Here is a 21422-nt window from a genome sequence, read left to right on the forward strand (position 1 = left end):
AGGATTTTTTTTCCTTGAAAAAGGGCTATCCATCTCAAACCTTCAAATCAAATTGACATGATCAGCAGACGTGATTCTTTGAAAGCATTAGGATTACTCGGAGGGCTAGGCTTGATCCAGCCTTCCGGACTATTGGCTGGGAACCTATTCCCGCGGCGAAAAAAACTGGGTATCGCACTGGTTGGCTTGGGCTATTACAGCACGGATCTTCTTGCCCCGGCTTTGCAGATGACCCAAAATTGCTATTTGGCTGGGATTGTCACCGGCACTCCCTCCAAAGCAGAACTTTGGAAAACCAAATACAACATCCCCGAAAAGAATATTTACAACTACGAAAACTTTGACTCCATCAAGGACAATCCGGATATCGATGTGGTCTACGTGGTCTTGCCACCTTCCATGCACCGAGAATATGTGGAGCGTGCCGCAGCTGCCAAAAAACAGGTTTGGTGCGAAAAACCCATGGCTGTGACAGCAGAGGATTGCCAAGCCATGATTGATGCCTGCAAGTCTCATGGTGTCAGCCTTTCCATCGGGTACCGCTGTCAGCATGAGCCCAATACCAAGACCTATGTTCAGCTTATCAGAAGTGGAAAGCTCGGTGAAATCCAATCTGTGGCCTGTGCGGCCGGGTATCGGGAAAACCGAACAGATCACTGGAAACAAAAGCGAGAAATGGGAGGAGGAGTGATTTACGATATGGGAGTGTATTCCATTCAAGGTGCGAGATTGGGTACCCAAATGGAGCCAATCGCAGTCAAATCAGCTAAAGTATGGACTGAAAGACCGGAAATCTACAAGGATGGGCTGGGAGAAATTGTGGAGGCTGAGTTGGAGTTTCCTAATGGAGTGAGTGGATGGATAAAAACCTCCTTTGCCGAAAATGTCAACCACCTTCATGTCACAGGGGCAAATGGAAAACTCGAAATGGCTCCTTTCTCCGGCTACTCTGGAATAAAAGGTAAAAGTCCATTTGGTGAAATCAACTTCCCCTATGAGGTGCCTTGGCAGCAAGCCAATCAAATGGATCAGGATTCCTTGGCGATTTTGAACAAGCTACCCATGCCAGTACCCGGAGAAGAAGGATTGAGGGATATACGTATAGTAGAGGCCATTTTGAAAAGTGCCCAAACCGGAAAACAGGTAAAAATCGGATAGAAAATTCCTTGGGATTCCCTTGCCTTTTGGCAGTTTCCCATCTTTTTCTCAAATCATCTTTTTGCCTGACTTTCATCATATTTCTTCCCATGATTTGGGAGTAGTATTGAGAAGTTGAAAACAAGAATCCCATGACTACGACCCGAATCGCCAAGCCCAGTATTCTCCATGCCTGCATGATCAAGCAGCAGTTGACCATCGATGATTTTGAAAAAGAGGTATTAACCCTCAGAAACGAAATCACGGATCATTCGGAAATAGCCAGCCAAGAGCATCGGGGAGGTGCTGAACGGAATGAAATGCTGGTGAGAATGGAAAAGGAGCTGACTTTTTTGAAAAATGAACTTCGGGTTTTGGAAAATATTGATGCGGATGTGGAAAATGACCAAGTCCAACTTGGAGCAGTGGTCATCACCGATCAGCGGAACTTTTTTATCTCTACCTCAGTGGAATTGGTTGAGGTCAATGGTCAATGCCTCTACGGAATATCTAACAAGGCTCCGATTTTTTCCTCGATGAAAGGGAAAAAGACCGGTGACGCTTTTGAGCATGCAGGCGTTCGCTACCTGATTTTGGACGTGTATTGAGTTATTGAGCAATCGGAAGACCGCTTTGATACCAAGCCTGTATGCCACCCTGAAGGTGGTAGACCTTGGTAAAGCCTTGCTGACTGAGCATTCTTGCTGCTTCCAGACTTCGTGCGCCCACAGCGCAGTAAAGGTAGATTTCCTGATCCTTGGGATATTCCAAAGCCTTGGACAGGAAGTCCGATTGGTAAAAGTCAAGTTCTACGGCATTGGCAATCTTCCCTTGGTCGATCTCTCCGGGAGTTCTCACATCCAAAATGATCCCATTTGAGCTTTTTTCCTGAAAGTCCTTGGGGTTGAGATTGATCACTTCTGCTTTGGTGCTGGAAACGGCTGTTTCTTGCTTTGTTTTTTCGCCAGAGCAAGAAGAAAACAGAATCAAAGAGGCCAAAATGAGGGCGGACAGATATTTCATAAGATAAGATTTGACACAAAGCTAGGATGAACGCCCGATCATTTTTGGTGATTTAGGGCACAAAGGCCGGTTTAACTTCTGACTTGTCCCTGACCTTGGATCAGCCATTTGTAGCTGGTCAATTCGCGCAGTGCCATGGGGCCCCGTGCGTGAAGTTTTTGGGTAGAAATACCAATTTCCGCCCCAAGACCGAATTGATTCCCATCCGTAAAAGCCGTGGAAGCATTGGCGTAGACAGCAGCTGCATCCACCTCCCTGAGGAATCGGGCAGTGTTTTCCTTGCTTTCAGAAAGGATAGCTTCCGAATGCTTGGAAGAGTATCGGACGATATGGTCCAAAGCCTCATCCAAATTGGAGACGGTTTTGATTGCCAATTTGAGGCTGAGAAACTCCGTTCCGAAATGTTCCTTTTCGGCAGCTTGGATTTGAGGATGAGATGGCAGGGAAGCCATGGCCTGAAAATCTGCAAAAACCTGCACCCCATGATTGAGCATCGGTAGGATTAGGCTTTCCAGGTTTGGAAGTTGGTTTTGGTGGACAATCATGCAGTCCAGCGAATTGCAGACACTGGGCCGTCGGGTTTTTGCATTGAAGAGGATAGCCTTGGCCTTTTCCAAATCAGCCGTTTCGTCCACGTAGGTATGGACGATTCCCGCTCCGGTCTCGATGACAGGTACTTTGGCATTTTGCCTGACAAAATCTATCAGACCTTGGGATCCTCTTGGGATAATCACATCTACCATTTCCACCGCTTCCAGCAAGGCTTGGGTGGCCTTTCGGTCAGGGGGCAAAAGTTGAAAAGCTTCTTTGGGAAACCCGTGCTTTCCCATCACCTCATGGATCAAGCTCATGATGGCCCGATTGGAAAAGTCTGCATCCGATCCCCCTTTCAAAACCAATCCGTTTCCTGACTTCAAAGCGAGTGAAAATACATCAAAAGTCACATTGGGTCTAGCCTCGTAGATAATCCCGATCACTCCCAATGGCACGGAAATCTTGGTCAATTCCAGTCCGTTTTCCAGGCTTTTCTTTTCCAAAACAATTCCCAAAGGACTTTCCAAATCGGCTACTTGTCTGATTTCATTCGCAATTCCCTTGATTCTGGTATCGGTGAGAAGAAGACGATCATACATGGGGTTTTCCGAATCCATGCGATCGAGATCTTTTTGGTTTTCCGAGAGCAAAAAAGGAGTCTTTTCCTCGGCCAATTCAGCCAAATCGGAAAGGATCGCCCGAATCTGTGCATCTTCCAAATGAATCAGTTTTCGGCTGTTTTTTTGGACGGATTCAAAAATGGAACGGTATTCACTCATGGTCAAAGAGGTAAAGGTAATCGTAGTGGATCAGGGCTTTTTGGTTTTTTAAGCCTATTCTTTCGAGTGCCAATTTGGAAGAGTATTCTGCTCTGCCAAGGCCTAATTTCCTCCCGTTTTCATCACGGACCAAAAGAATATCTCCTTTGGAAAACTCTCCTTCAATTCTGATAATCCCAACGGGAAGCAAGCTGCGGATGACTGAAGAACTGAGCGAGGATTTTGCTCCCTCATTGATGAAGACTTCGCCTTTGTAGTATTGGGCACCGTGGGCCAGCCATTTTTTTGCGGCCTGTTTTACCTTTTTGGGTTCAAACCATGTGCATCGGAGACTTTTCTTGGCAAATTCCTCCAGGACTCCTTCCTTTTTCCCGTTGGCGATGATTACTTGGATGCCCAAATCTGCAGACTTTTTGGCCATAGCATATTTGGTCAGCATCCCACCCCGGCCAAAGGAAGACTTGGTGGCAGAAATGTATTGGGTCATCTCCGGCATAGAAGAGGAGACGCGCTCGATGAGCTCTGAATCGGGCTCATAAGGAGGCCCGGTAAAGATACCATCCACATTGGTGAGCAGTAGTAGCGTGTCAGCATTGAGCATGGCGGCGGTCAGGCTGGCTAGTTCGTCATTGTCGGTAAACATCAGCTCGGTGATGGTCACCGTGTCATTCTCGTTTACAATGGGCAAAATGCCCTGCTGAAGCAAAGCCTCGAGGCAGTTCTTCATGTTGAGAAAATGCTTTCGATCCCGAAAATCCTCTTTGGTGACAAGAATCTGTGCGACGGGCTGTCCGAGTTTTCCAAAGAGATCTTGGTATTGGTTGATCAGCTTGATCTGTCCTGTGGCTGCCCAAATCTGCTTTTTGAAGACAGGGTTGAGTTTTTCAGGCAAAGCGATGGACTCTCGACCAAAGGCCACTGCTCCTGAACTCACGAGTACAATTTTCTTTCCTTTGGCAATCAATCCTTGGATTTGGGCCACCAAATGAGCCATTCGGTCTAGGTCAGGAATACCGTTGGATTGAGTCAAGACATTGGACCCGATTTTGATCACCGCTACTTTGGAATCCAGCATTTGTTAGAAAATTTGCATGAAAGTAAGGGATTCGGTGCGGAGTTGCTAAAAAAAATGGTTTTTGAGTCGAGGAATGAAAATTAGCTTGAAATAGGGTGGAAATAAGATGGAAATACAATCGAAATAAAGCGCTTCGCGCTGAGATAAATGGTTGGAGTTCCTCGAGATGTCGTAAATCCCCAATCCTAAATCCTAAATCAAAGAAAAGCCATACTCATTGTTCCCATCAGCATCAGGATTTTGGATCTATCCAACCACTTCATCTAAACTTTTTCTTTGGATTTTTTCTAACGTCAAAAAATGACAAGATGATGATTTTACTTCCCCTGATTCGGTAAAGAATTCTTGTTTGGGGTGAAAGTTGGAATCCTCGGATATCGTCTATTTCCACTTGGCCAATCAGAGGTTGGACCTTCAGAATTTTAAAAAACTCATCCGCTTTTTGAATAAATTCTTTTGCAGAATTATCGCCCCAATTCTTTTTAATTTACTCCATGATGGAATCAAAATTTTTTTCAGCCCTTGGAGTGACAAAGACTTCCATCAGTACTTTTTCTTTAAATTCTCCCAGGCGATCAAATTTTCGTCATCCTCAGATTCTTCGTAGGAAAGATAGATTTCCTTTTTTTGCTCCTTTGTTAAGGATTTCCAGAATTCGCCTTCCTTTGAATTCTCTCGTTGCTTAAGGAAATCATAGACTGTTTGCAAAAGTTGTTCATTGTCAATTCGTTCTATGATCTTTTGAAGGTCTGATTTAAGTTGTAGCGCACCCATAATCTTTAATCTTTGTTTAAATCAAATTTAACTATTCGCGTGATAGGATTAAAGAGAATCCTTACCATCTTCGATTTCAAATCTCAAACCTAAAATTTCAAATCAAAGAAAAGCCATACTCATTGTCCCCATCAGCATCAGGATTTTAGCCCAAGCGGAGAGTTGGGTGAAGTGATTTTTTCGGTCAGAGCGATAGACCTTCCACATAAATAAGCAGAAGACTATCCCCAAAACCCCAAAAAACACGAATAGGTGGGAATTGTTGATTTGGAAAGTCACAGTCAAAATTGCTCCTACAAATGTGATAGCAATGGCAAAGATGACCTGTTTGGTTTTGCGAAAGCCAATTACAATAGGCAAGGTCCTGCAGCCATGCTTGCGGTCTCCGGGACGGTCCTCGATGTCCTTGATGATTTCCCGGATCAGATTTAAGAAAAAAGCAAACATGGAATAGGTAAATACTAAAAGCTCATTTTTCTGGTAGTAAAACGCCACCAAATAGATCGCCAGTCCGGTCAGAAAGGCCACGGTCAGATTCCCGATGAAGGGTTCGCGCTTCAGCCGATTGCTATACAGCCAAAGCAAAAAAGCTGCGAAGAAATTGATCAAGGCCATTCTCGGGGCAATCAGATAGCCCAATCCTATGGCAGTAAAGTTGAATACAGTATGGAGCACCAAGACCACCCTTCGTTTGATGACTTTGCCTACAACCACTTCATGGGGTCGGTTGACATAATCGATTTTGACATCGTAATAGTCATTGATCATATAGCCAGCTGCGGTGATAATGACCGTAGACAAAATCAAAAGGTACAATCGGTAATCCTGAAGGACGGGCAGACCTTGCGCGTTGGTTTCCACCAGAAAATAGGCAGTCATCCCCTGAGCAAATGCTACCAAGAGCAGATTGATCGGTCTGCTGATTCTGAAAAGTCCCCGTACTGAGAGTGTCCGTTCCATCTTTGGATTTCTTGGGTGTAAAAATAGATGAAAAACTTAGCCGAGGGGGATTTTTTGCCTTTTCTGGAAAAGGAAAATCGATTCCGTAAAATTTTATTCCTTCCTTTTTTCAATTTCCTAAATTGAAATCACAATAAAACTCAAAGACCATGAAAAGTAAACTGCTTCAGTCCAGAAGAGATTTCATAGCCAAGACAGGAGGAGCATTGGCCGGCTCGATGTTTATTCATCCGGTAGCTCAGGCCCTTTCGATTTTTGATCGGCCCGGAGAAAAAATGAAATTGGCCCTCGTTGGTACCGGTGTTCGGGGACTTGCCATGTGGGGAAGAGAAGTGGTCCGTGCTTATCAAAATCAAATAGAATTTGTGGGTTTGGCAGATAAGAATGAGGGCCGCTTGGCCTATGGCAAATCCTACATGGGAGTGAGCTGTCCTACTTTCCTGGATACTGATAAGATGCTGAGCGAAACCAAGCCTGACGTGCTGATTGTGACCACCATGGACAGCACGCATCATGAATTTATTGTCAAAGGGCTAATGGCGGGGATGAATGTGATCTCCGAAAAGCCCATGACTACCGACGAGCAAAAGATGCAGGCCATCCTCGATGCCGAGCGCAAGTCGGGTAAAAAGCTGATCGTCACCTTCAACTACCGCTACTCACCCCATCGCCAAAAGCTCTATGAACTCCTCCGTGCCGGAGAGATCGGGGATATCACTTCGGTGGATTTCCACTGGTACTTGGACACGTCTCATGGGGCGGACTATTTCCGCAGATGGCATGGACACCGGGAGTTTGGAGGTACTCTGCTGGTGCACAAGTCCACGCATCACTTTGACCTGCTCAACTGGTGGCTGGATTCCGATCCGGAGGAGGTGTTTGCCTATGGTTCCTTGGAGTTTTATGGGAAAAACGGTCCCTTCCGATCCACGACCTGCCGGGGCTGTCCTCATGCCAACAAATGCGATTTCTACTGGGACATCACCAAAAGCGATCATCTCACCAAGCTCTATGTGGACAACGAAAAGTACGACGGCTACCATCGGGATGGCTGTGTATTCCGCGAAAGCATCGATATCTACGACAAGATGGCCGTGCAGATCAAGTACAAAAACAAGGTGCAGGTCAGCTACTCGCTTACCACCTATTCTCCCTACGAAGGCTATCGAATTGCCTTCAACGGCACCAAAGGCCGACTGGAAGCCTGGATTAAAGAAAGACAGCCTTGGGATGAGAAAAACGAAGACGAAATCGTCCTAGTGAAAAACTTCGGTGAGCGTTACCTCATCACTGTACCTCAGGGAGGAGGAGGTCATGGGGGAGGAGATACCCGACTAAAGGATAAACTATTCTTGGACACCAATGCGCCTGATCCATGGAGACAGTCTGCGGGAAGCCGGGACGGGGCCATGTCCTGCCTTGTAGGCATCGCCGCCCGTAAGTCCATCGAGCAAGGCAAACCGATCAAGGTTCAGGACCTGACGGATATTCCTTTGGCGGTGATTGGGAGAGGAGCTTAGCGATACTTCGATAAGCTCAGTACAAGTTTCGGATATTTGATTTCGGATTTATGATTTATCCCGCGGGGCTAAGGCTTCGCGGGATTTTTTTATTCACCGCGCAGAGAACGCAGAGAGGAGGTTTAGGTTATTCCCAGTTTAGGAATTAGCAAAAATTATTCATTCAAAAGCTATGAATTGCCTCCTGCTTTAGCGGGAGGAAAGAGGGGATGATTAGTGATATGTGGGCTTTAGCCCAATCCTATTCAAGAGAAAAAGCTTCACCTCCTCATCTTTTCCAATCCTCTAGTCAAACGCTTATTCTACACTCAGTCAGGGAACCGGAATTAAAGTGCCTTTAAATCAATCGCAAATTCATAAGAAATAAAGTCTCTATTTTTTTCATTTTCCAACCAAGCTGGCTCATAATGGCTTATTTCTACAATTTCCCTTGGAGACACATCTTTAAACCTTAGAACAATTTTTTCCAGGCAACTCAATTCGTTTGGATTAAATAAATCCGGATTAAATGGCCTGTCGCTTCGCCCCACTAACTTTTCTTTCCTGCTTCCATTTTCTTTAGGCTCGAAAAAAATATCAATTGTATCTGTAATTGCTAAGTTTTCAAAAATCGTCTCGTACATGTTTGGTACTGGTCCATAGGGAATAGCTTTATATTTTAGCCCGCTTATGCTTTTTCCGAAATCTTTGAAAAACAGGAAATCTGCATAAAACAGAAGCTTATTCATCTTGGTCTTGTAGGAAGGAATTTGATGAGAAAAATAAACAACCATTTCTTTGAATTTAGTCAACGAAGGTTTTCTAAATCCAGTCAATTCATTCATTGATTGCTCTTGAATTAGATAGTGTTCCAGATAATCAAACCCTTGTTTTTCCTCATTAATTAGGCGTTCAATTTTGCTTAGCAAGTTTTCCTTTTGCCTGAACTCCTGAGTTTCCCAATCATTCACTAATTGATAGAAACTTTCTAAATCTGAAGCCAGCTTTAGTAATTTGGCATTAGATAAGTTTGGAATTTCACCTCGCTCATATAGACCATAGCTATTTTGTCCAAAACCCAAGATCTCACTCATTTTAATGGCTGAAATTCCATACTTCTCCCGGGTCTCTTTAATTTCTTCAGGAGTTGGGATCCGATGCTTAGCCCTATACAGATTATAGACGAGGTCAAGATTCAGCTCGTCTAGATCGGTAGTAGTAAATCGCTCACCACTGTCTTCACAGAGATAAAATCGCTGTCTCACTTGAAATTCCTCCTTTCGAAAATTCAATGTCTGAACCTCCGAATGGACTTTCATTGGTTTTCCGGTAATTGGGCTATTCATCTTAAGTGGGTTTAAAAGGATAGGTCATTTTGTACTCTGCGATATGAAAGGAAATGCATATCACATTGGAATTTGGCGGACCCAAGCAAATTTTGATATAGACTTCATGCCCTTTTATTTCTTTTCCAAATTCCCACATTTCCTTACTTCCATACCAATCCTCAGGGATTGGGCCTCTGTAAAAATCCTCAACCTTTAATTGGTGGATGAATTTTTCTCGATCGATGGCTCGGAGCTCAAGGTCAAGCAAAGCTTGTTTGTTCTTGGGACGATCGATAAAAGTAATTTCGAACGTCTTTTTTTTCTCCCTGAAGCTTCTAAGAAAGCTTTCAACTTCCTCTCTTTTTGCGTTGTCGTTCGGCAAAGATATCACGTTAAAGTTCTAAAAAGCAAATTATTTTAAAAATATTAACCTTTAAAGTTTAAATCTCTCTCAACCCCAACTCCCTTAAAAATTGATTATGCTTCTCTCTAGCTTCGGTAGCTCTTTTACCAATCGCAATGAGTCTTTCATTGACTTCTTCCAGATCTATGATTTCCTCAGCTTGGGTGGTGCTGACGTAGCGGGAGATATTTAGATTCCAGTCGTTTTTCTCGATTTCTTCCATGGAAACCCGTCGGGAGTATTGTTCCTCTTCCTTTCGGAATTGATAGGTTTCAACGATTTTTCGGATGTCGTTTGGTTCACCGTCTTCGCCTTCTCTCAAGACGTTTTGCCGCTTTCCTTTTTCGTAATGCTCGGCAGCATTGATAAAAAGCACGTCTTCAAATCGCTTGCAGCGCTTAAGTACTAAAATACAAACCGGTATCCCAGTTGAGAAAAACAAATTAGCAGGAAGTCCGATGACGGTATCGATATGTCCGTCTTTCAGCAATTTGGTTCTGATGCGTTCTTCGGCTCCTCCCCGGAATAAAACCCCATGTGGAAGGATAATCGCCATGGTTCCTTCCATACTTAGGAAGTGAAATCCATGAAGCAAAAAGGCAAAATCCGCTGCCGACTTCGGAGCCAAGCCGTAATTCTTAAATCGAAAATTCTCCGCCAAGGAATCCTTAGGCTCCCAACGGTAGCTAAAGGGTGGATTGGCGACGATGGCGTCAAACTCTATTTTCTTGCTTGGGTTTTCTTCATTTAAGATAGCCCAATCGTTGGTCAGGGTGTCCCCATGGAAGATTTCAAACTCGGTGTCTTTGACTCCGTGAAGGAGCATGTTCATCCGGGCAAGGTTGTAGGTAGTGATGTTCTTTTCCTGCCCGTAGATTTTGCCGATGCCGTTTTTTCCCATGTGGCGGCGTACGTTTAGGAGCAAGGAACCTGAACCACAGGCAAAATCCAGCACCTTGTTGATCTTGGATTTTTTCCCGGAAGCAGGGTCTTGGCTATCCAATACCACAATCTCCGAGAGGATGGTAGAAACCTGCTGTGGGGTATAGAATTCTCCGGCTTTCTTTCCCGAACCGGAAGCAAACTGTCCAATCAGGTATTCATAAGCATCACCTAGGGTATCTGCGGAAGTGGAAAACTGGGAAATGCCTTCGGAAATCTTCTGAATGATCCCGCAAAGGCGTTCATTCCGCTCAGTATGGTTTTTACCAAGTTTTTCCGAGTACAAGTTGATCTCGGAGAATAGTCCTTGGAAGGCGCTGTCAAAGGATTGGTTTTCGATGTATTTAAATCCTTTTTCTAAAGTACTGAGCAAGTCAGGGTCTTGTTTTCTTGCCAGTTCTGCTATATGGGACCAGAGGAACTGTGGCTCGACCACGTAGTGGATTTTTCGACGCATCAGGCCTTCGAATTCTGTCACATCCCGGGGATTGGCTTCGTACCAAACTTTCAGGGGGGTCCGAAGATCGTCTGCAGGCAAACTAGGATAGTCTGTTCCCAATTCCTTTTTAGCGGCTGTTTCGTAATTGTCAGACAGGTAGCGCAAGAAGAGAAAGGAAAGCATGTAATCCCGGAAGTCATCCGCATTCATTGCTCCGCGAAGCTGATCGGCAATATCCCAAAGGGTTTTTCCTAATTGATTTTGGTCTTGTTTGGTCATGGGGGGTACTTAGGTCGGCTTGGGCTTAATCTAATTGAGGAAATAAATGCTGTAGCAATCCTTTTTTATGGGATTTAAGGGATTCTATTTTCTTTTCTTGTTCATAGATTTGTTGATCCAGAGTTGATAGACATAAACTAATATATTGTTGCTCTTTAGGTGAAGGAAAAAGAATTATTAATTTTCTTAGCACACTTCCTTTTATTCCTTTTGCTGTACTTCCAGTAGAATTTTTCTCTAATTTTTTTTGAAAATAGGGGCTCAAAAATGTTTGTTTTAAAAAAGGATTTTCTAAAATGTTTTTTTTTCCTCTGAATTTAATAACACGCTGAGCAAGTGCAATTTCTTCAACATCTATAGTCGCCACATTCCCTAATGGAGCTTCTGTTGTTATTAGCACATCCCCCATTTTTGGTTTACCCCGACTCATTACATTTTCATAGGCTTGTAATGGTATATATTCTTTAGAAACCTCGTAATCAATATATCCATTCCTTATATTTTTAGCTGTTACCAAGAAAGCACCACTTTCGCTTTTAGGTGGAGTTTTGCCTCTGTAATCAACATAGCTTGTTATTTCGCCTAACTCCCTCTCCACCCACTCCCCGCTATCCTGAAATTCAGGGAATCGGAGTTTGGGGACGGTTTCGCCTTCGGCAGGGAAGAGTTGCTGCATCAAGCCTTTTTTATGGGCTTGGAGGGCGTCCAAGCGCTCCGTCTCCGCCTGAATCAACTCATCCAAAGAAGAAAGACAATCGGCGATTTTTTGTTGTTCTTCTTTTTTGGATGGTGTTGGAAGAATTATTTTGAAAAAGTTGTCAGGACTAATATTTAAAAGTCCATCCATTCGGGCACCACTTGTTATGTATTTGGTAAGCTGTTTCCCATGAAAATTGCTTTCAAAGTAGCCTTGATAAAAATCAGGAACCACAATTGGTTTAAATCGAAAACAGATAAATGAATTTGGTGCTGCTCCTTCATTAAACTCCTTTAACTTGTAAATACACCCTTGTGGAAATTTTTTCGAGTTTCCTTTATTATAGGCGAATTCTCCTTTCTTTAGCTTTATATAGTTTTTGTATTGCTGTCCTGAAATATCTCTGCTAAACTTCTCCTTTTGAGACACAAAGCCTATTCCTGCGGAGATACTTATAGTTTCAAGTTCAGAATCTCCAGCTTTTTCCTGAATTCGATCAGAGATTTCTTCTAATTCTGGTAAATCCCATCCCGGTTCCGAAAGAAATTCAGGAAATCTCAAATTTGGGGTCAGTCCTTTTCTATTTACTTTACTCATACGCTGCTAATCCAGATATTTCACGGCCATGGGCCAGTTTATGGTGTCTGAACCTTGATTTTTGGGATTCTCTTGATTGCTTGATTTTTCTGAGGGGATGCCTTTTATTCATCAAGGTAATCCTAAAATCCTTCTTCATCATGGTTCAAGACTTTTTACTATCACGGTTCAAGACCTTGTTATTATGCACTCGCTTAAATTGCATGGACTTTGATCCAAAATTAATCAGCAAGCCAATTTCCAAATTATAGGCTTCCAAGTAATTCATTGCTTGTGCCAAATGGACGTCTTCGAGATTGATTATGGCTTTGATTTCCACCATGATTTTATCTTCTACAAAAAAGTCCACTCTTCGAGTGCCGATATCATGACCTTTGTAGTGGATGCTCATTTCCTGTTCTCGGATGAATTCTATATTTCTTTCCCCAAGTTCAATAGCCAAAGCTCGCTGGTAAATGACTTCCTGAAATCCATTTCCTAATAATCTATGGACTTCCATGGCAGCTCCAATGATCTTGTGCGTGAGTTCTTGGTATTCCATTTTGTCAAAATCTTGATTTTGTTGATTTACTTGATTTTTGTGATTGAATTCCATTTTCTGATCTAGGTAATCCTAGAATCCTTCTTGATCATGGTTCAGACACTTACTCATACGCTGCTAATCCAGATATTTCACGGCCATGGGCCAGTTTATGGTGTCTGAACCTTGATTTTTGGGATTCTCTTGATTGCTTGATTTTTCTGAGGGGAAGCCTTTTATTCATCAAGGTAATCCTAGAATCCTTCTTGATCATGGTTCAGACACTTATTCATACGCTGCTAATCCAGATATTTCACGGCCATGGGCCAGTTTTTTGAGATAAGGACCCAGTTGTTCCATTAGGGCCAGTTCTTTTTTGGTGCGGTCTTTCCAGCCTAGTTCGAGCGGTGCTAGGAGTTCGCTCAGCTGATCCCCATCGAATATCATTCGGTTAAGAATAGCTGAGACAAAGTCCTGCAAAGCTTCGAAGTCCAGCCCGTGGGCCTTGGCGATCGCCCTAAGCGCTTTTTCGGATTTCTCCTTTTTGAAGCGCTCGTACCCGGCTTTGATTTCTTCTACATTTAGACCCTTGCCGACTTGCAGGCTATTGATATACTCGGTGATATCCTCCCGTTCCTCCATCAGATTGGCACTCGAGCTGAGTAGGTTGATCAGTTGCTCCCGGGTCATCTTCTGCTTGGAAGGCTTGTTCTGCGTGTACTTGGCGATAAGGTTCATGATGTAGTCGTAGTCGACCACTGCCGAAGCGAAAAGCACTAAATTGAAATCCAAAGCATCGACCTCCGGAGGAGTTGTTTCGCTTCCTTCGTCCTGTTTACCCTTGAGTCGTTTGGCAGTTTCCAGATAAGCGGATTTGAAGGATCGTAGCTCTTCCTCCGGCAGTGTGCTTTCGATTTGCTCCTTGATTTCAGGAGTCAGGTCGGTGTATTGATCCAGTTGGGTTTTGAGCCGCTGCACCTCCTTGAACTTCTCGATAAACTGGGCCCGGGCGATATCTCCCTTAAGGTTGGCTACTTCTTCCGCCTTGCATTCTACACCATGGGACTTCATTAAATTAGTGAGCTCTTCCAAGGCTTTTCCAAATTTCTCAAAGACTTTGGGAGCGGGTTCCGCCAGCCAGATTTCTTTGGCTTTGTCCATGTCACCCCCTGAAAAGAGGGCAATGGCATCTTCCACATTTTTCTGCTGACCGCGGAAATCCATTACCTGACCATGCGGCTTGCTTCCGTTGAGAATCCGATTTGTGCGGGAGAAGGCCTGAATCAAACCATGATGCTTGAGGTTTTTGTCCACGTAGAGGGTATTCAGGTATTTGGAATCAAAGCCTGTCAGGAGCATATCCACGACGATTACCAAGTCGATTTTTTTGGAATGGGGTACATCGGAATTGGGATACTTTTGGTCTTTGATCCGTTGCTGTACGTCCTGGTAGTATTTATCAAATTCCCCGATGGAGTGATTCGTGCCGTATTGCTCGTTGTAGTCGTTGATGATGCCTTTGAGCGCCAGTTTTTTCTCCTCGGGAGCGATTTGGTTGTCAGCTTTTTCGGTGGGAAGATCTTCCTGAATCTGCTGCACATCCTTGTTTCCTTCTGCCGGAGGGGAAAATACACAGGCGATATTTAATGGTCGGTAATCTTCATTCGTCGCCAATCGTTGCACTTGAATGGCTTTGAATAGGTGATAGTACTCGATGGCATCATTGATCGAGTTGGTCGCCAGAAAGGCATTGAATTTTCGGAAATTAGTGGCTGATTCGTGTTTTTCAAGTATCGCTTCAATGATGGCCTGTTTGGTTGCCGGGTCATTGACGGTGGGGAGATTTTTCCCATCCCTCTTGAAATAATCCACATGGAACCGGAGGACATTCTGATCCTCGATGGCATTGGTAATGGTGTATTTGGGCAGTTCGTTTTGGAAAATATCCTTCGTGGTCACGTAGCTTCCCACTGTTCCGTCGATTTGCTTGTAATTGGCATTTTCTTCAAAAATCGGCGTGCCGGTAAATCCAAAGAGTTGGGCATGCGGGAAAAACTCCTTGATGGCCTTGTGATTATCCCCAAACTGGGAGCGGTGGCATTCATCGAAGATAAAGACCAATCGCTTTTTACTCAGTGGCGCCAGCTTTTCCTTGTAGTTTTTGGGATTGTTGGGGTCAAGCGCCAATCCCAATTTTTGGATGGTGGTGACTATGACCTTATTCGCATGATCATCCGAAAGCATCCTGCGAACCAAGGTACTGGTATGCGTATTTTCCTCGACGCAGTCTTTCTGAAAGCGGTTGAACTCCTCCCGCGTTTGTCGGTCCAAGTCCTTCCTGTCCACTACGAAAAGGCATTTGGCAATATCGGGATTGTCCTTGAGTAAGGTGGAAGCTTTGAATGAAGTGAGCGTTTTTCCAGAACCTGTGGTATGCCATATATAGCCATTTCCACGATTTTCGGTTATGGAATTGAGGATGGCTTTGACAGCATAGATTTGATAAGGCCGCATAATGAGGAGCTTTTGCTCCACTTCGACCAAGACCATGTATTTGCTGATCATTTCGGCCAGTTTGCACTTGGCCAGAAACTCTTCCGCAAAGTCGTCGATGTTCGTTACCTTTTTGTTGTCTGGTTTCGCCCATTGGTAGACGGGCAGGTATTGCTCGTCGGCGTTGAAAATAAAGTGCTGATTCTTATTGTTCGTGAAGTAGTAGGTCTCTTTACGGTTGCTTACCACAAACAACTGGACAAAGCAAAGCAGTGAATTGGTGTAGCCATTGCCGGGATCACTTTTATAATCCACGATTTGCTGCATAGCCCTTCTGGGGCTGATTTGGAGGGTTTTCAGTTCAATCTGAACGACCGGTATTCCATTGATCAGCAACAGCACGTCGTAACGATGGCTGCTGTTTTGGGAATTGACCCGAAGCTGATTGATGACTTCAAATTCGTTTTTGCACCAGTCTTTGATATTGACCAAGGTAAAAGCCAAGGGAGTTCCGTCCTCCCGGATAAAGTCGTTTTTTTGGCGAAGTAGTTTGGAGGCAAGGAAAACATCCGGTTGGATGATTTTGTCTTTCAATCGCTCAAACTCCGAATCCGTTAGACTGACCTTATTCAGTGCTTCAAACTTTTTTCTAAAATTCAGCTCCAAGGCCTTGCGGTCACGGATATCTTTTCGGTAGGTGTACTTGAGGTCTTGAAGCCTTCCGATTAGGCCGTATTCTATTTCTGATTCACTGACTCCTGGACTCATTTGAAAAAAATCGGTTTAGAAAATGTACTCCCTAAATAAAGAATTTCTTAATTAAGAAACCTCATTTTTTGGACAAGAGCGGGATTTTTATCCGAGAGCTCAGTATTTTTATTTCCCCAACCTCTCCAGCTCCCCCTCATTCCCAATCACCTGCTCCTCGTAGACCAGGGTCCAGCCTAGGGATTGAGTCAGGACATAGAGGCGGGTGAGCTCTTCGAGAAGGCGCTGTTGGGAGTTTTTCATTAGGTCGGATTTTTCGACTTGGGCGCGGATTTGGGCGGTGACGGATTGCTTGATTTTGTTGTAGTCCTGAGCGCTGAAGGGGTTGAAATACCCTTGGGTCACGTCATAGTATTCGATATCGGGATAGATATTGAGTACCGGATCGGGGAGGTTTTTGATCCGAAGGGATTTGGTCTTGGGATCTACTTCGGTGCTGATTTTTCTGAGGTCATATTCCACGGTGGCTTTGGCGTTGACCAGAATCAGGGCCTTTTTGTCTGAGCTGAGCAGATTATAGAACAGCCCTTGGGAATTGCGGTAGCTGAAGATTTTGGCATAGTTGCCCTCAGTCACGATGAGTTTGCCCACCTGCTCCACCTGCTGCTGAATGAGGGCTGAGTTGGCTTCGAGCTCTTTTCTTTCCTCACTTCGCCGAAAAAGGAAGAAGACGCCCATCATAAAAGCGACTAAAAGGAGGATTTTAAAAAGCGAACTCTTCATACCGATCAATTTTTCAGAAAATTGGAGAAAAGCGGACTAGTATCCAATTCTCTTTTCTTTTTACCGGGTTTTTGGATTCGTTTGTCAAAAGGCTAGAAAAGAATTCCTATCAGTTTTTTCAGTACCTCGGCAAGTGGAATCTGCAAGGCAAAAACGAAAAGAAGAGGAAATAGAACGATCCCCAAGGTGGCAGCCATGGTTTTGAGATCAAAAGGAAAGACGGTCATTTTTTTCACCGCCTCATACACGGCCTGAATATCTGCTGCCGATGAAGCATCCGGACTGCCCAGGATCTCTTCCTGAGCTTGGTCTTTATCCTGAATCCATTTCCGGTCAAAGGCCCTGTGATGCCTGGCAATCAGGGCATGATAGGTATAGATTCCTTTGATCCGTGCGGCATTCAGAGGCTGGATAAAGGAGTGAAGAGGAAGCAGATTGATCAAAATACAAATCAGAGCAAAGAGGATAATCACTCCATAATGATCCTGCAGAAAAAGCCCCTGGAAAATCACCCGCTCGGCCAGAATTGCTGAAAATAGCAAGCTTAGTCCCAAAGTGAAGATGCTGAAGGGCATGGGTGGTTCTCCAAGAAAACCCAATCCCCCCGAGCGGTCGGGATGGGTCGGAATAATGGACAAATCTGCACGGGAGATCATCCTCAGCATTCGGCTCCAGATCACCCAGCGCCAAATCCATCTCCAAAGAATAAACTGAAAAACCGGAAAACTGACAAAGGCCGCCCAATTGCCGGCAAGGGAATGCCGGTATGGATCCTCTGCGTAGGGGAATGCCCAGGTAGTCAGGTCTACGGTGTTGATTTTATTTTTTATCAGCAGATTGAGGACAATAAGCAGAATAATCACCACATCTGCCCAGATTGATTCGGTCCATTGATCCGCTTGGATCTTACTGGATTCAAATTTGGTTCTGTTTTCCGAAGTAATCATGCCTGAGCGCTCAAATTGTCCCAAGGTGAGCTTCACTCGTTTGTCCACAATCGCTTCAGCAATGATCAGCAGAGGGATTACGAGGAGAAAGCGAATAGCCGTGGCAAATTCCTTCAAAAACGGGACATCGATCCCGCTATCCCAATGATAGCCCTCCCAAAGAGACAATAATAACAAGGGTAAATAGCAAAGCCCGATGAAAAAAATGATCTGGGCACCTGCAGATTTCTTTTCGGGACGGATGATTCCGATTTTTATCAGCAGCCTGTAAAGCAATCCTCCTCGGGTAATGGAAAACTCGGAATCGGAAATAGAAGCAGCCATGGTGATTGGGTAAAAGAATTGATAAGATAAAAGTTACCGGATTTTGGCAGATACCGCTTCCTACTTTCCTGAAAAAAAGTCACTTTTTCCTAATTGTTAGCTCATTTAGGGTGGTAGAAGGTTGGTTTTTCCTTCGATTTTGTGAAAAGTAAGGAAAAAACTCTCCTCACTTTCAGGATAGAGGGACTTATCTATTCACTGTACCCTACCGAACTTTGCCTCTCCCGATTCACCGAAAGCTGAAGCACATCCGGTCGGGAATAGTGGCCTACCGGATCGAAGTTTTGTCGCTCTTCCAGCACCCGATTAAAATCCATCGTTTGATACAAAAGTCCTTCCTGATCCGCCACCGGTTCCAAAATCCATTTGCCATCCGGTCCGGCAATGCAACTTCCTCCATTAGCCAGCACTTCCGGGCAATTTTCCAAAATCACATCTAGATGAGGTGTATCGGGCAGGAAATCACTTTTTCTCATCAGACTGGACACGGAAATCACAAAAGACCTGCTTTCCTGAGCGATCATTCGGGTGATATTTTCCGTGTTTCGGACAGCTCCCGGCCAAACAGCCACATGGAGATTTTCTCCCAAGCCATACAAAGCCGTTCGAGCAAGTGGCATCCAATTTTCCCAGCAATTCAGTCCTCCAACCGTGAAAGCCTTCAGCGGATGTACCCGAAGTCCATGGCCGTCTCCAGGAGACCAGGTCAAGCGTTCGTCGTAGGTGGGTTGGAGTTTTCGATGGACGGAGCAGATTTCCCCTTGAGGATTGATGTAGACCAGAGAGCAATACAGGCTGTGCCCGCCACGGTTCGTCGGCCGCTCTATGATTCCTAAATACACAGCCAATTGATGCTTCTTGGCGGCTTCTTGGATGGATTTCAGGTCGCCTTTTTCAATCTGCACGGCATTTCGGGCATAATGAGCATGGATTTCTTTTTGGACTAGGTCGTCCCATGCAGAGGCATGCGTGATGCTGAGCCACCAGGGATATCCGGGCACTAGCCCTTCTCCGAATACAATCAGTTCGGCTCCCTGAGAGGCTGCTCCACTCATCGATTCGAGGACCTTGTTCAAGGAGGCATTTTTATCCAACCACACCGGGGCTATTTGGGCTAAAGCGACTGTTAGTTTATGGGCTGACATACTATTGATAAATAAAGGTGATTTCTCGTGGGAAGAAATTTAGACTGATCAAGGCAACCAACTTGCTTAATTTAATTCTGCTTCGGTCTTCGGTCTTCCAGCCAATTAGGTAATTGATTCTTGGCTGTTGATGTATTTAAAGGTTTTCAGACTTTTCAAGGAATCATTCCTCTCCTGATTTCAGATCGTAATTAACCATCCAGCTGATTCCAAAGCGATCTTCAAAGCTGCCGAAATAAGCTCCCCAGAAGGTTTTTTGGTACTCCATTTCTACTCTTCCTCCTTGGGAAAGTTCCCGAAAGTATCTTTCTCCTTCTTCTTTGCTGGGAGCATCAATGGAGATGTAATTGTGATTGCCTTTCACCCAGTGATGCCCCATGCTTGGGCTGGTGTCGCTGGCCATGATTTTGACCTGATCGTTGATCCGAAGAGAGGCATGCATGACTCGGCTCTTTTCGGTTTCGGGAATTTCCATGCCGGGGATTTCTCCAAAGTAGCCTATTGGGCCTTCGAATTCTCCACCGAGTACGGATTGATAAAATCGCATGGCTTCCTCTGCGGTGCCGTCAAAATTGAGGTAAGGATAAAATTTCATCGTATTCGGGTTTAGGGAAAGAAAGCGTAAAAGTTAAGGTTTTTGGGTATGGAATGGGGAAAAAATAAAGCGAGCTTCTTTAGGTTTTGAAGATTCTATCCACCCGCATGGAAAGAATCCCCAAAATCAAACCCAAGGCAGCCAAGATAAAAGCAAAAGTTGGTTGAAAATAGGAAACGGAAATGGAGCCCAAGCAAAGCCCCAATCCTGCCAACCAGACCAAATGCCCTTGCCAGGCTCTGGCTGGCGCTTTTCGGCTAGGGTTTTTCATGGGTTCTTCCTGAACGATAGGCTTGAAATAATCACGGTACTGCCAAAGCAAAATTCCATTAAGAAGTAACAAGACTGCCAAGACATAGGGAGTTCCTCTCCAATTTTGGGAGATGGTAACCATTAGAATGTTTAAAATCATCGGGATAAGCATGATTCCGCCGAGGAGTTTGTATCGGGTAGTGATGAGCATGAATCCGATGATGATTTGGCACAATGCAATAAACTGTGCATAAAGCCCCAAATCAAACTCAGCCAATCGCTCCACCAACCAAGGTGGTCCGATCCACTGGATAAAGTTGTGCCCTTCGTATAATTTGACCATCCCGGCACCCCAAAAGGTAAAACCAAGAAAGGCAGAGATGCCCTGGACAAAGAATGATTTCATAAGCGTTTTGGGTTGGAAAGAAAAATAGGAAGCATAACCCATTGATGCAAAAATCAGCAAATTGTTACAGCCTTCCAGCTATTGAATTTGGAGTGAATTCTTGGGAATCCTTCTGCTATTTTTATTTTCGTAACAACAAACTTTTGAATCTATGTCAGCAAGTGAACTGGGGGTGGGAAGCCGGATAGGTCACCCCAAATTTGGATCCGGGGTCATTGTATCTGTGGATGCCAGCTATTACAAGATTTACTTTTCCTCCATCGAAGAGGTAAAAACCCTCGCACGGGACTACGAAGGCTTTACCGTGGAGGAAGCCAAAGTACCCGACTTTCCCATGCTCACGATGAAGGACGTAGAAAAAGCTATTCGGGAAGCCCTTTTGGCGACCTCGGAAAGGGCTCCCTTGGTTCCTTTGGGCGGAAAATGGATGGGCGGTACCCTGGTCATCGAGCCCTATGATAAAAGCCTGCAGAGTAAGGAGATTCCTATTGAGACTTTTTTTCACAAGATTGTGATGGTCCGCGAAAAGCTCCGAGTCCTCGAGCAAAACATCAACAACCATCCCAAACTGGATGACGAAGACAGGGTAGGGCTACAGCAGTACATTACCCGATGCTATGGCTCTCTGACTACCTTCAATGTCCTTTTTGCCTACAAAGAGGATCAATTCAAGGGAAGTGGAGGCAAAGATTAAGGAAGTGAAAAAAGATGTTCTCCGGCAACAGGTGCTAAAGACTGTTGATGGAAAACCTGCTCTTATTTGAGGAAGGTTTTTTTATATTC

19 protein-coding genes are annotated in these 21422 nt (G+C 44.5%); 4 read left to right on the forward strand and 15 right to left on the reverse strand.

Going from position 1 to position 21422, the window contains the following annotated elements; all coding sequences use genetic code 11:
* The first annotated feature begins 51 nt into the window (after nucleotides 1-51).
* Together AAA942_RS18440 and AAA942_RS18445 are read left to right on the forward strand one after the other, a co-directional pair.
* Entirely contained in the window at nucleotides 52-1158 is a 1107-nt protein-coding gene (locus tag AAA942_RS18440; protein ID WP_338221964.1) for a Gfo/Idh/MocA family protein, read from the forward strand.
* A gap of 131 nt (nucleotides 1159-1289) precedes the next feature.
* Entirely contained in the window at nucleotides 1290-1745 is a 456-nt protein-coding gene (locus AAA942_RS18445; RefSeq protein WP_338221776.1) for a hypothetical protein, read from the forward strand.
* 1 nt (nucleotide 1746) lies between these two features.
* Here the strand turns inward: AAA942_RS18445 and AAA942_RS18450 are convergent, their stop codons facing one another.
* The 5 genes from AAA942_RS18450 to AAA942_RS18465 all read right to left on the reverse strand — a co-directional run bounded on the left by AAA942_RS18450 (nucleotide 1747) and on the right by AAA942_RS18465 (nucleotide 6282).
* The gene (locus AAA942_RS18450) at nucleotides 1747-2160 is read right to left on the reverse strand and encodes a rhodanese-like domain-containing protein (protein WP_338221777.1); all 414 of its coding nucleotides are present in this window, start codon (nucleotides 2158-2160) and stop codon (nucleotides 1747-1749) included.
* A 71-nt stretch (nucleotides 2161-2231) separates the two neighbouring features.
* Nucleotides 2232-3473 carry a glutamate-5-semialdehyde dehydrogenase gene (locus tag AAA942_RS18455; RefSeq protein ID WP_338221778.1) on the reverse strand — a complete coding sequence of 414 codons (1242 nt, stop codon included), beginning with the start codon at nucleotides 3471-3473 and terminating at the stop codon, nucleotides 2232-2234.
* Nucleotides 3466-4548, reverse strand: coding sequence for a glutamate 5-kinase (proB, locus tag AAA942_RS18460; protein ID WP_338221779.1), 1083 nt, complete (start codon nucleotides 4546-4548; stop codon nucleotides 3466-3468). Before proB ends, AAA942_RS18455 begins: the two co-directional genes overlap by 8 nt.
* Nucleotides 4549-4807: 259 nt before the next feature.
* The gene (locus AAA942_RS20370) at nucleotides 4808-5035 is read right to left on the reverse strand and encodes a type II toxin-antitoxin system RelE/ParE family toxin (protein WP_445083358.1); all 228 of its coding nucleotides are present in this window, start codon (nucleotides 5033-5035) and stop codon (nucleotides 4808-4810) included.
* Nucleotides 5036-5424: 389 nt separating this feature from the next.
* Nucleotides 5425-6282, reverse strand: a complete 858-nt coding sequence (locus AAA942_RS18465; protein WP_338221780.1) for a geranylgeranylglycerol-phosphate geranylgeranyltransferase — start codon at nucleotides 6280-6282, stop codon at nucleotides 5425-5427.
* A gap of 149 nt (nucleotides 6283-6431) precedes the next feature.
* Between AAA942_RS18465 and AAA942_RS18470 the strand changes: the two genes are divergently transcribed.
* On the forward strand, nucleotides 6432-7802 hold the full coding sequence (locus AAA942_RS18470; protein WP_338221781.1) for a Gfo/Idh/MocA family protein: 1371 nt from the start codon (nucleotides 6432-6434) through the stop codon (nucleotides 7800-7802).
* 326 nt (nucleotides 7803-8128) lie between these two features.
* Here the strand turns inward: AAA942_RS18470 and AAA942_RS18475 are convergent, their stop codons facing one another.
* From AAA942_RS18475 to AAA942_RS18520, 10 genes are all read right to left on the reverse strand, one after another.
* Nucleotides 8129-9127 carry a type II TA system antitoxin MqsA family protein gene (locus tag AAA942_RS18475; protein WP_338221782.1) on the reverse strand — a complete coding sequence of 333 codons (999 nt, stop codon included), beginning with the start codon at nucleotides 9125-9127 and terminating at the stop codon, nucleotides 8129-8131.
* 422 nt (nucleotides 9128-9549) lie between these two features.
* Nucleotides 9550-11172: a type I restriction-modification system subunit M gene (locus AAA942_RS18480; protein ID WP_338221783.1), complete on the reverse strand. Its 1623-nt coding sequence runs from the start codon at nucleotides 11170-11172 to the stop codon at nucleotides 9550-9552.
* A 25-nt stretch (nucleotides 11173-11197) separates the two neighbouring features.
* Nucleotides 11198-12466 carry a restriction endonuclease subunit S gene (locus AAA942_RS18485; RefSeq protein WP_338221784.1) on the reverse strand — a complete coding sequence of 423 codons (1269 nt, stop codon included), beginning with the start codon at nucleotides 12464-12466 and terminating at the stop codon, nucleotides 11198-11200.
* Between the two features lie 145 nt (nucleotides 12467-12611).
* Nucleotides 12612-13007: a GxxExxY protein gene (locus AAA942_RS18490; protein WP_338221785.1), complete on the reverse strand. Its 396-nt coding sequence runs from the start codon at nucleotides 13005-13007 to the stop codon at nucleotides 12612-12614.
* Nucleotides 13008-13271: 264 nt separating this feature from the next.
* Entirely contained in the window at nucleotides 13272-16247 is a 2976-nt protein-coding gene (locus AAA942_RS18495; RefSeq protein WP_338221786.1) for a type I restriction endonuclease subunit R, read from the reverse strand.
* Nucleotides 16248-16355: 108 nt separating this feature from the next.
* Nucleotides 16356-16970, reverse strand: coding sequence for a DUF4230 domain-containing protein (locus tag AAA942_RS18500; RefSeq protein ID WP_338221787.1), 615 nt, complete (start codon nucleotides 16968-16970; stop codon nucleotides 16356-16358).
* Between the two features lie 92 nt (nucleotides 16971-17062).
* Complete coding sequence (locus AAA942_RS18505) at nucleotides 17063-18241, reverse strand: hypothetical protein (RefSeq protein ID WP_338221788.1); 1179 nt, start codon at nucleotides 18239-18241, stop codon at nucleotides 17063-17065.
* Nucleotides 18242-18432: 191 nt separating this feature from the next.
* On the reverse strand, nucleotides 18433-19386 hold the full coding sequence (locus tag AAA942_RS18510) for a carbon-nitrogen hydrolase family protein (protein WP_338221789.1): 954 nt from the start codon (nucleotides 19384-19386) through the stop codon (nucleotides 18433-18435).
* 163 nt (nucleotides 19387-19549) lie between these two features.
* Nucleotides 19550-19981, reverse strand: a complete 432-nt coding sequence (locus AAA942_RS18515; protein WP_338221790.1) for a VOC family protein — start codon at nucleotides 19979-19981, stop codon at nucleotides 19550-19552.
* 79 nt (nucleotides 19982-20060) lie between these two features.
* Complete coding sequence (locus tag AAA942_RS18520) at nucleotides 20061-20639, reverse strand: hypothetical protein (RefSeq protein WP_338221791.1); 579 nt, start codon at nucleotides 20637-20639, stop codon at nucleotides 20061-20063.
* A 151-nt stretch (nucleotides 20640-20790) separates the two neighbouring features.
* Here AAA942_RS18520 and AAA942_RS18525 point away from each other — a divergent pair, with 151 nt between their 5' ends.
* Complete coding sequence (locus tag AAA942_RS18525) at nucleotides 20791-21333, forward strand: hypothetical protein (RefSeq protein ID WP_338221792.1); 543 nt, start codon at nucleotides 20791-20793, stop codon at nucleotides 21331-21333.
* The last annotated feature ends 89 nt before the right edge of the window (nucleotides 21334-21422 follow it).

This window comes from Algoriphagus sp. oki45, assembly GCF_036245605.1.
GTDB lineage: Bacteria > Bacteroidota > Bacteroidia > Cytophagales > Cyclobacteriaceae > Algoriphagus.

What these genes read in the sequence shown, in the direction of transcription:
- AAA942_RS18465 (WP_338221780.1), bottom strand. Translation starts at nt 6,282, where the DNA reads ATGGAACGGACACTCTCAGTACGGGGACTTTTCAGAATCAGCAGACCG.
- AAA942_RS18500 (WP_338221787.1), bottom strand. Translation starts at nt 16,970, where the DNA reads ATGAAGAGTTCGCTTTTTAAAATCCTCCTTTTAGTCGCTTTTATGATG.
- proB (WP_338221779.1), bottom strand. Translation starts at nt 4,548, where the DNA reads ATGCTGGATTCCAAAGTAGCGGTGATCAAAATCGGGTCCAATGTCTTG.
- AAA942_RS18520 (WP_338221791.1), bottom strand. Translation starts at nt 20,639, where the DNA reads ATGAAATCATTCTTTGTCCAGGGCATCTCTGCCTTTCTTGGTTTTACC.
- AAA942_RS18495 (WP_338221786.1), bottom strand. Translation starts at nt 16,247, where the DNA reads ATGAGTCCAGGAGTCAGTGAATCAGAAATAGAATACGGCCTAATCGGA.
- AAA942_RS18445 (WP_338221776.1), top strand. Translation starts at nt 1,290, where the DNA reads ATGACTACGACCCGAATCGCCAAGCCCAGTATTCTCCATGCCTGCATG.
- AAA942_RS18450 (WP_338221777.1), bottom strand. Translation starts at nt 2,160, where the DNA reads ATGAAATATCTGTCCGCCCTCATTTTGGCCTCTTTGATTCTGTTTTCT.
- AAA942_RS18475 (WP_338221782.1), bottom strand. Translation starts at nt 9,127, where the DNA reads ATGAATAGCCCAATTACCGGAAAACCAATGAAAGTCCATTCGGAGGTT.
- AAA942_RS18485 (WP_338221784.1), bottom strand. Translation starts at nt 12,466, where the DNA reads ATGAGTAAAGTAAATAGAAAAGGACTGACCCCAAATTTGAGATTTCCT.
- AAA942_RS18505 (WP_338221788.1), bottom strand. Translation starts at nt 18,241, where the DNA reads ATGGCTGCTTCTATTTCCGATTCCGAGTTTTCCATTACCCGAGGAGGA.
- AAA942_RS18510 (WP_338221789.1), bottom strand. Translation starts at nt 19,386, where the DNA reads ATGTCAGCCCATAAACTAACAGTCGCTTTAGCCCAAATAGCCCCGGTG.
- AAA942_RS18490 (WP_338221785.1), bottom strand. Translation starts at nt 13,007, where the DNA reads ATGGAATACCAAGAACTCACGCACAAGATCATTGGAGCTGCCATGGAA.
- AAA942_RS18455 (WP_338221778.1), bottom strand. Translation starts at nt 3,473, where the DNA reads ATGAGTGAATACCGTTCCATTTTTGAATCCGTCCAAAAAAACAGCCGA.
- AAA942_RS18515 (WP_338221790.1), bottom strand. Translation starts at nt 19,981, where the DNA reads ATGAAATTTTATCCTTACCTCAATTTTGACGGCACCGCAGAGGAAGCC.
- AAA942_RS18480 (WP_338221783.1), bottom strand. Translation starts at nt 11,172, where the DNA reads ATGACCAAACAAGACCAAAATCAATTAGGAAAAACCCTTTGGGATATT.
- AAA942_RS18525 (WP_338221792.1), top strand. Translation starts at nt 20,791, where the DNA reads ATGTCAGCAAGTGAACTGGGGGTGGGAAGCCGGATAGGTCACCCCAAA.
- AAA942_RS18470 (WP_338221781.1), top strand. Translation starts at nt 6,432, where the DNA reads ATGAAAAGTAAACTGCTTCAGTCCAGAAGAGATTTCATAGCCAAGACA.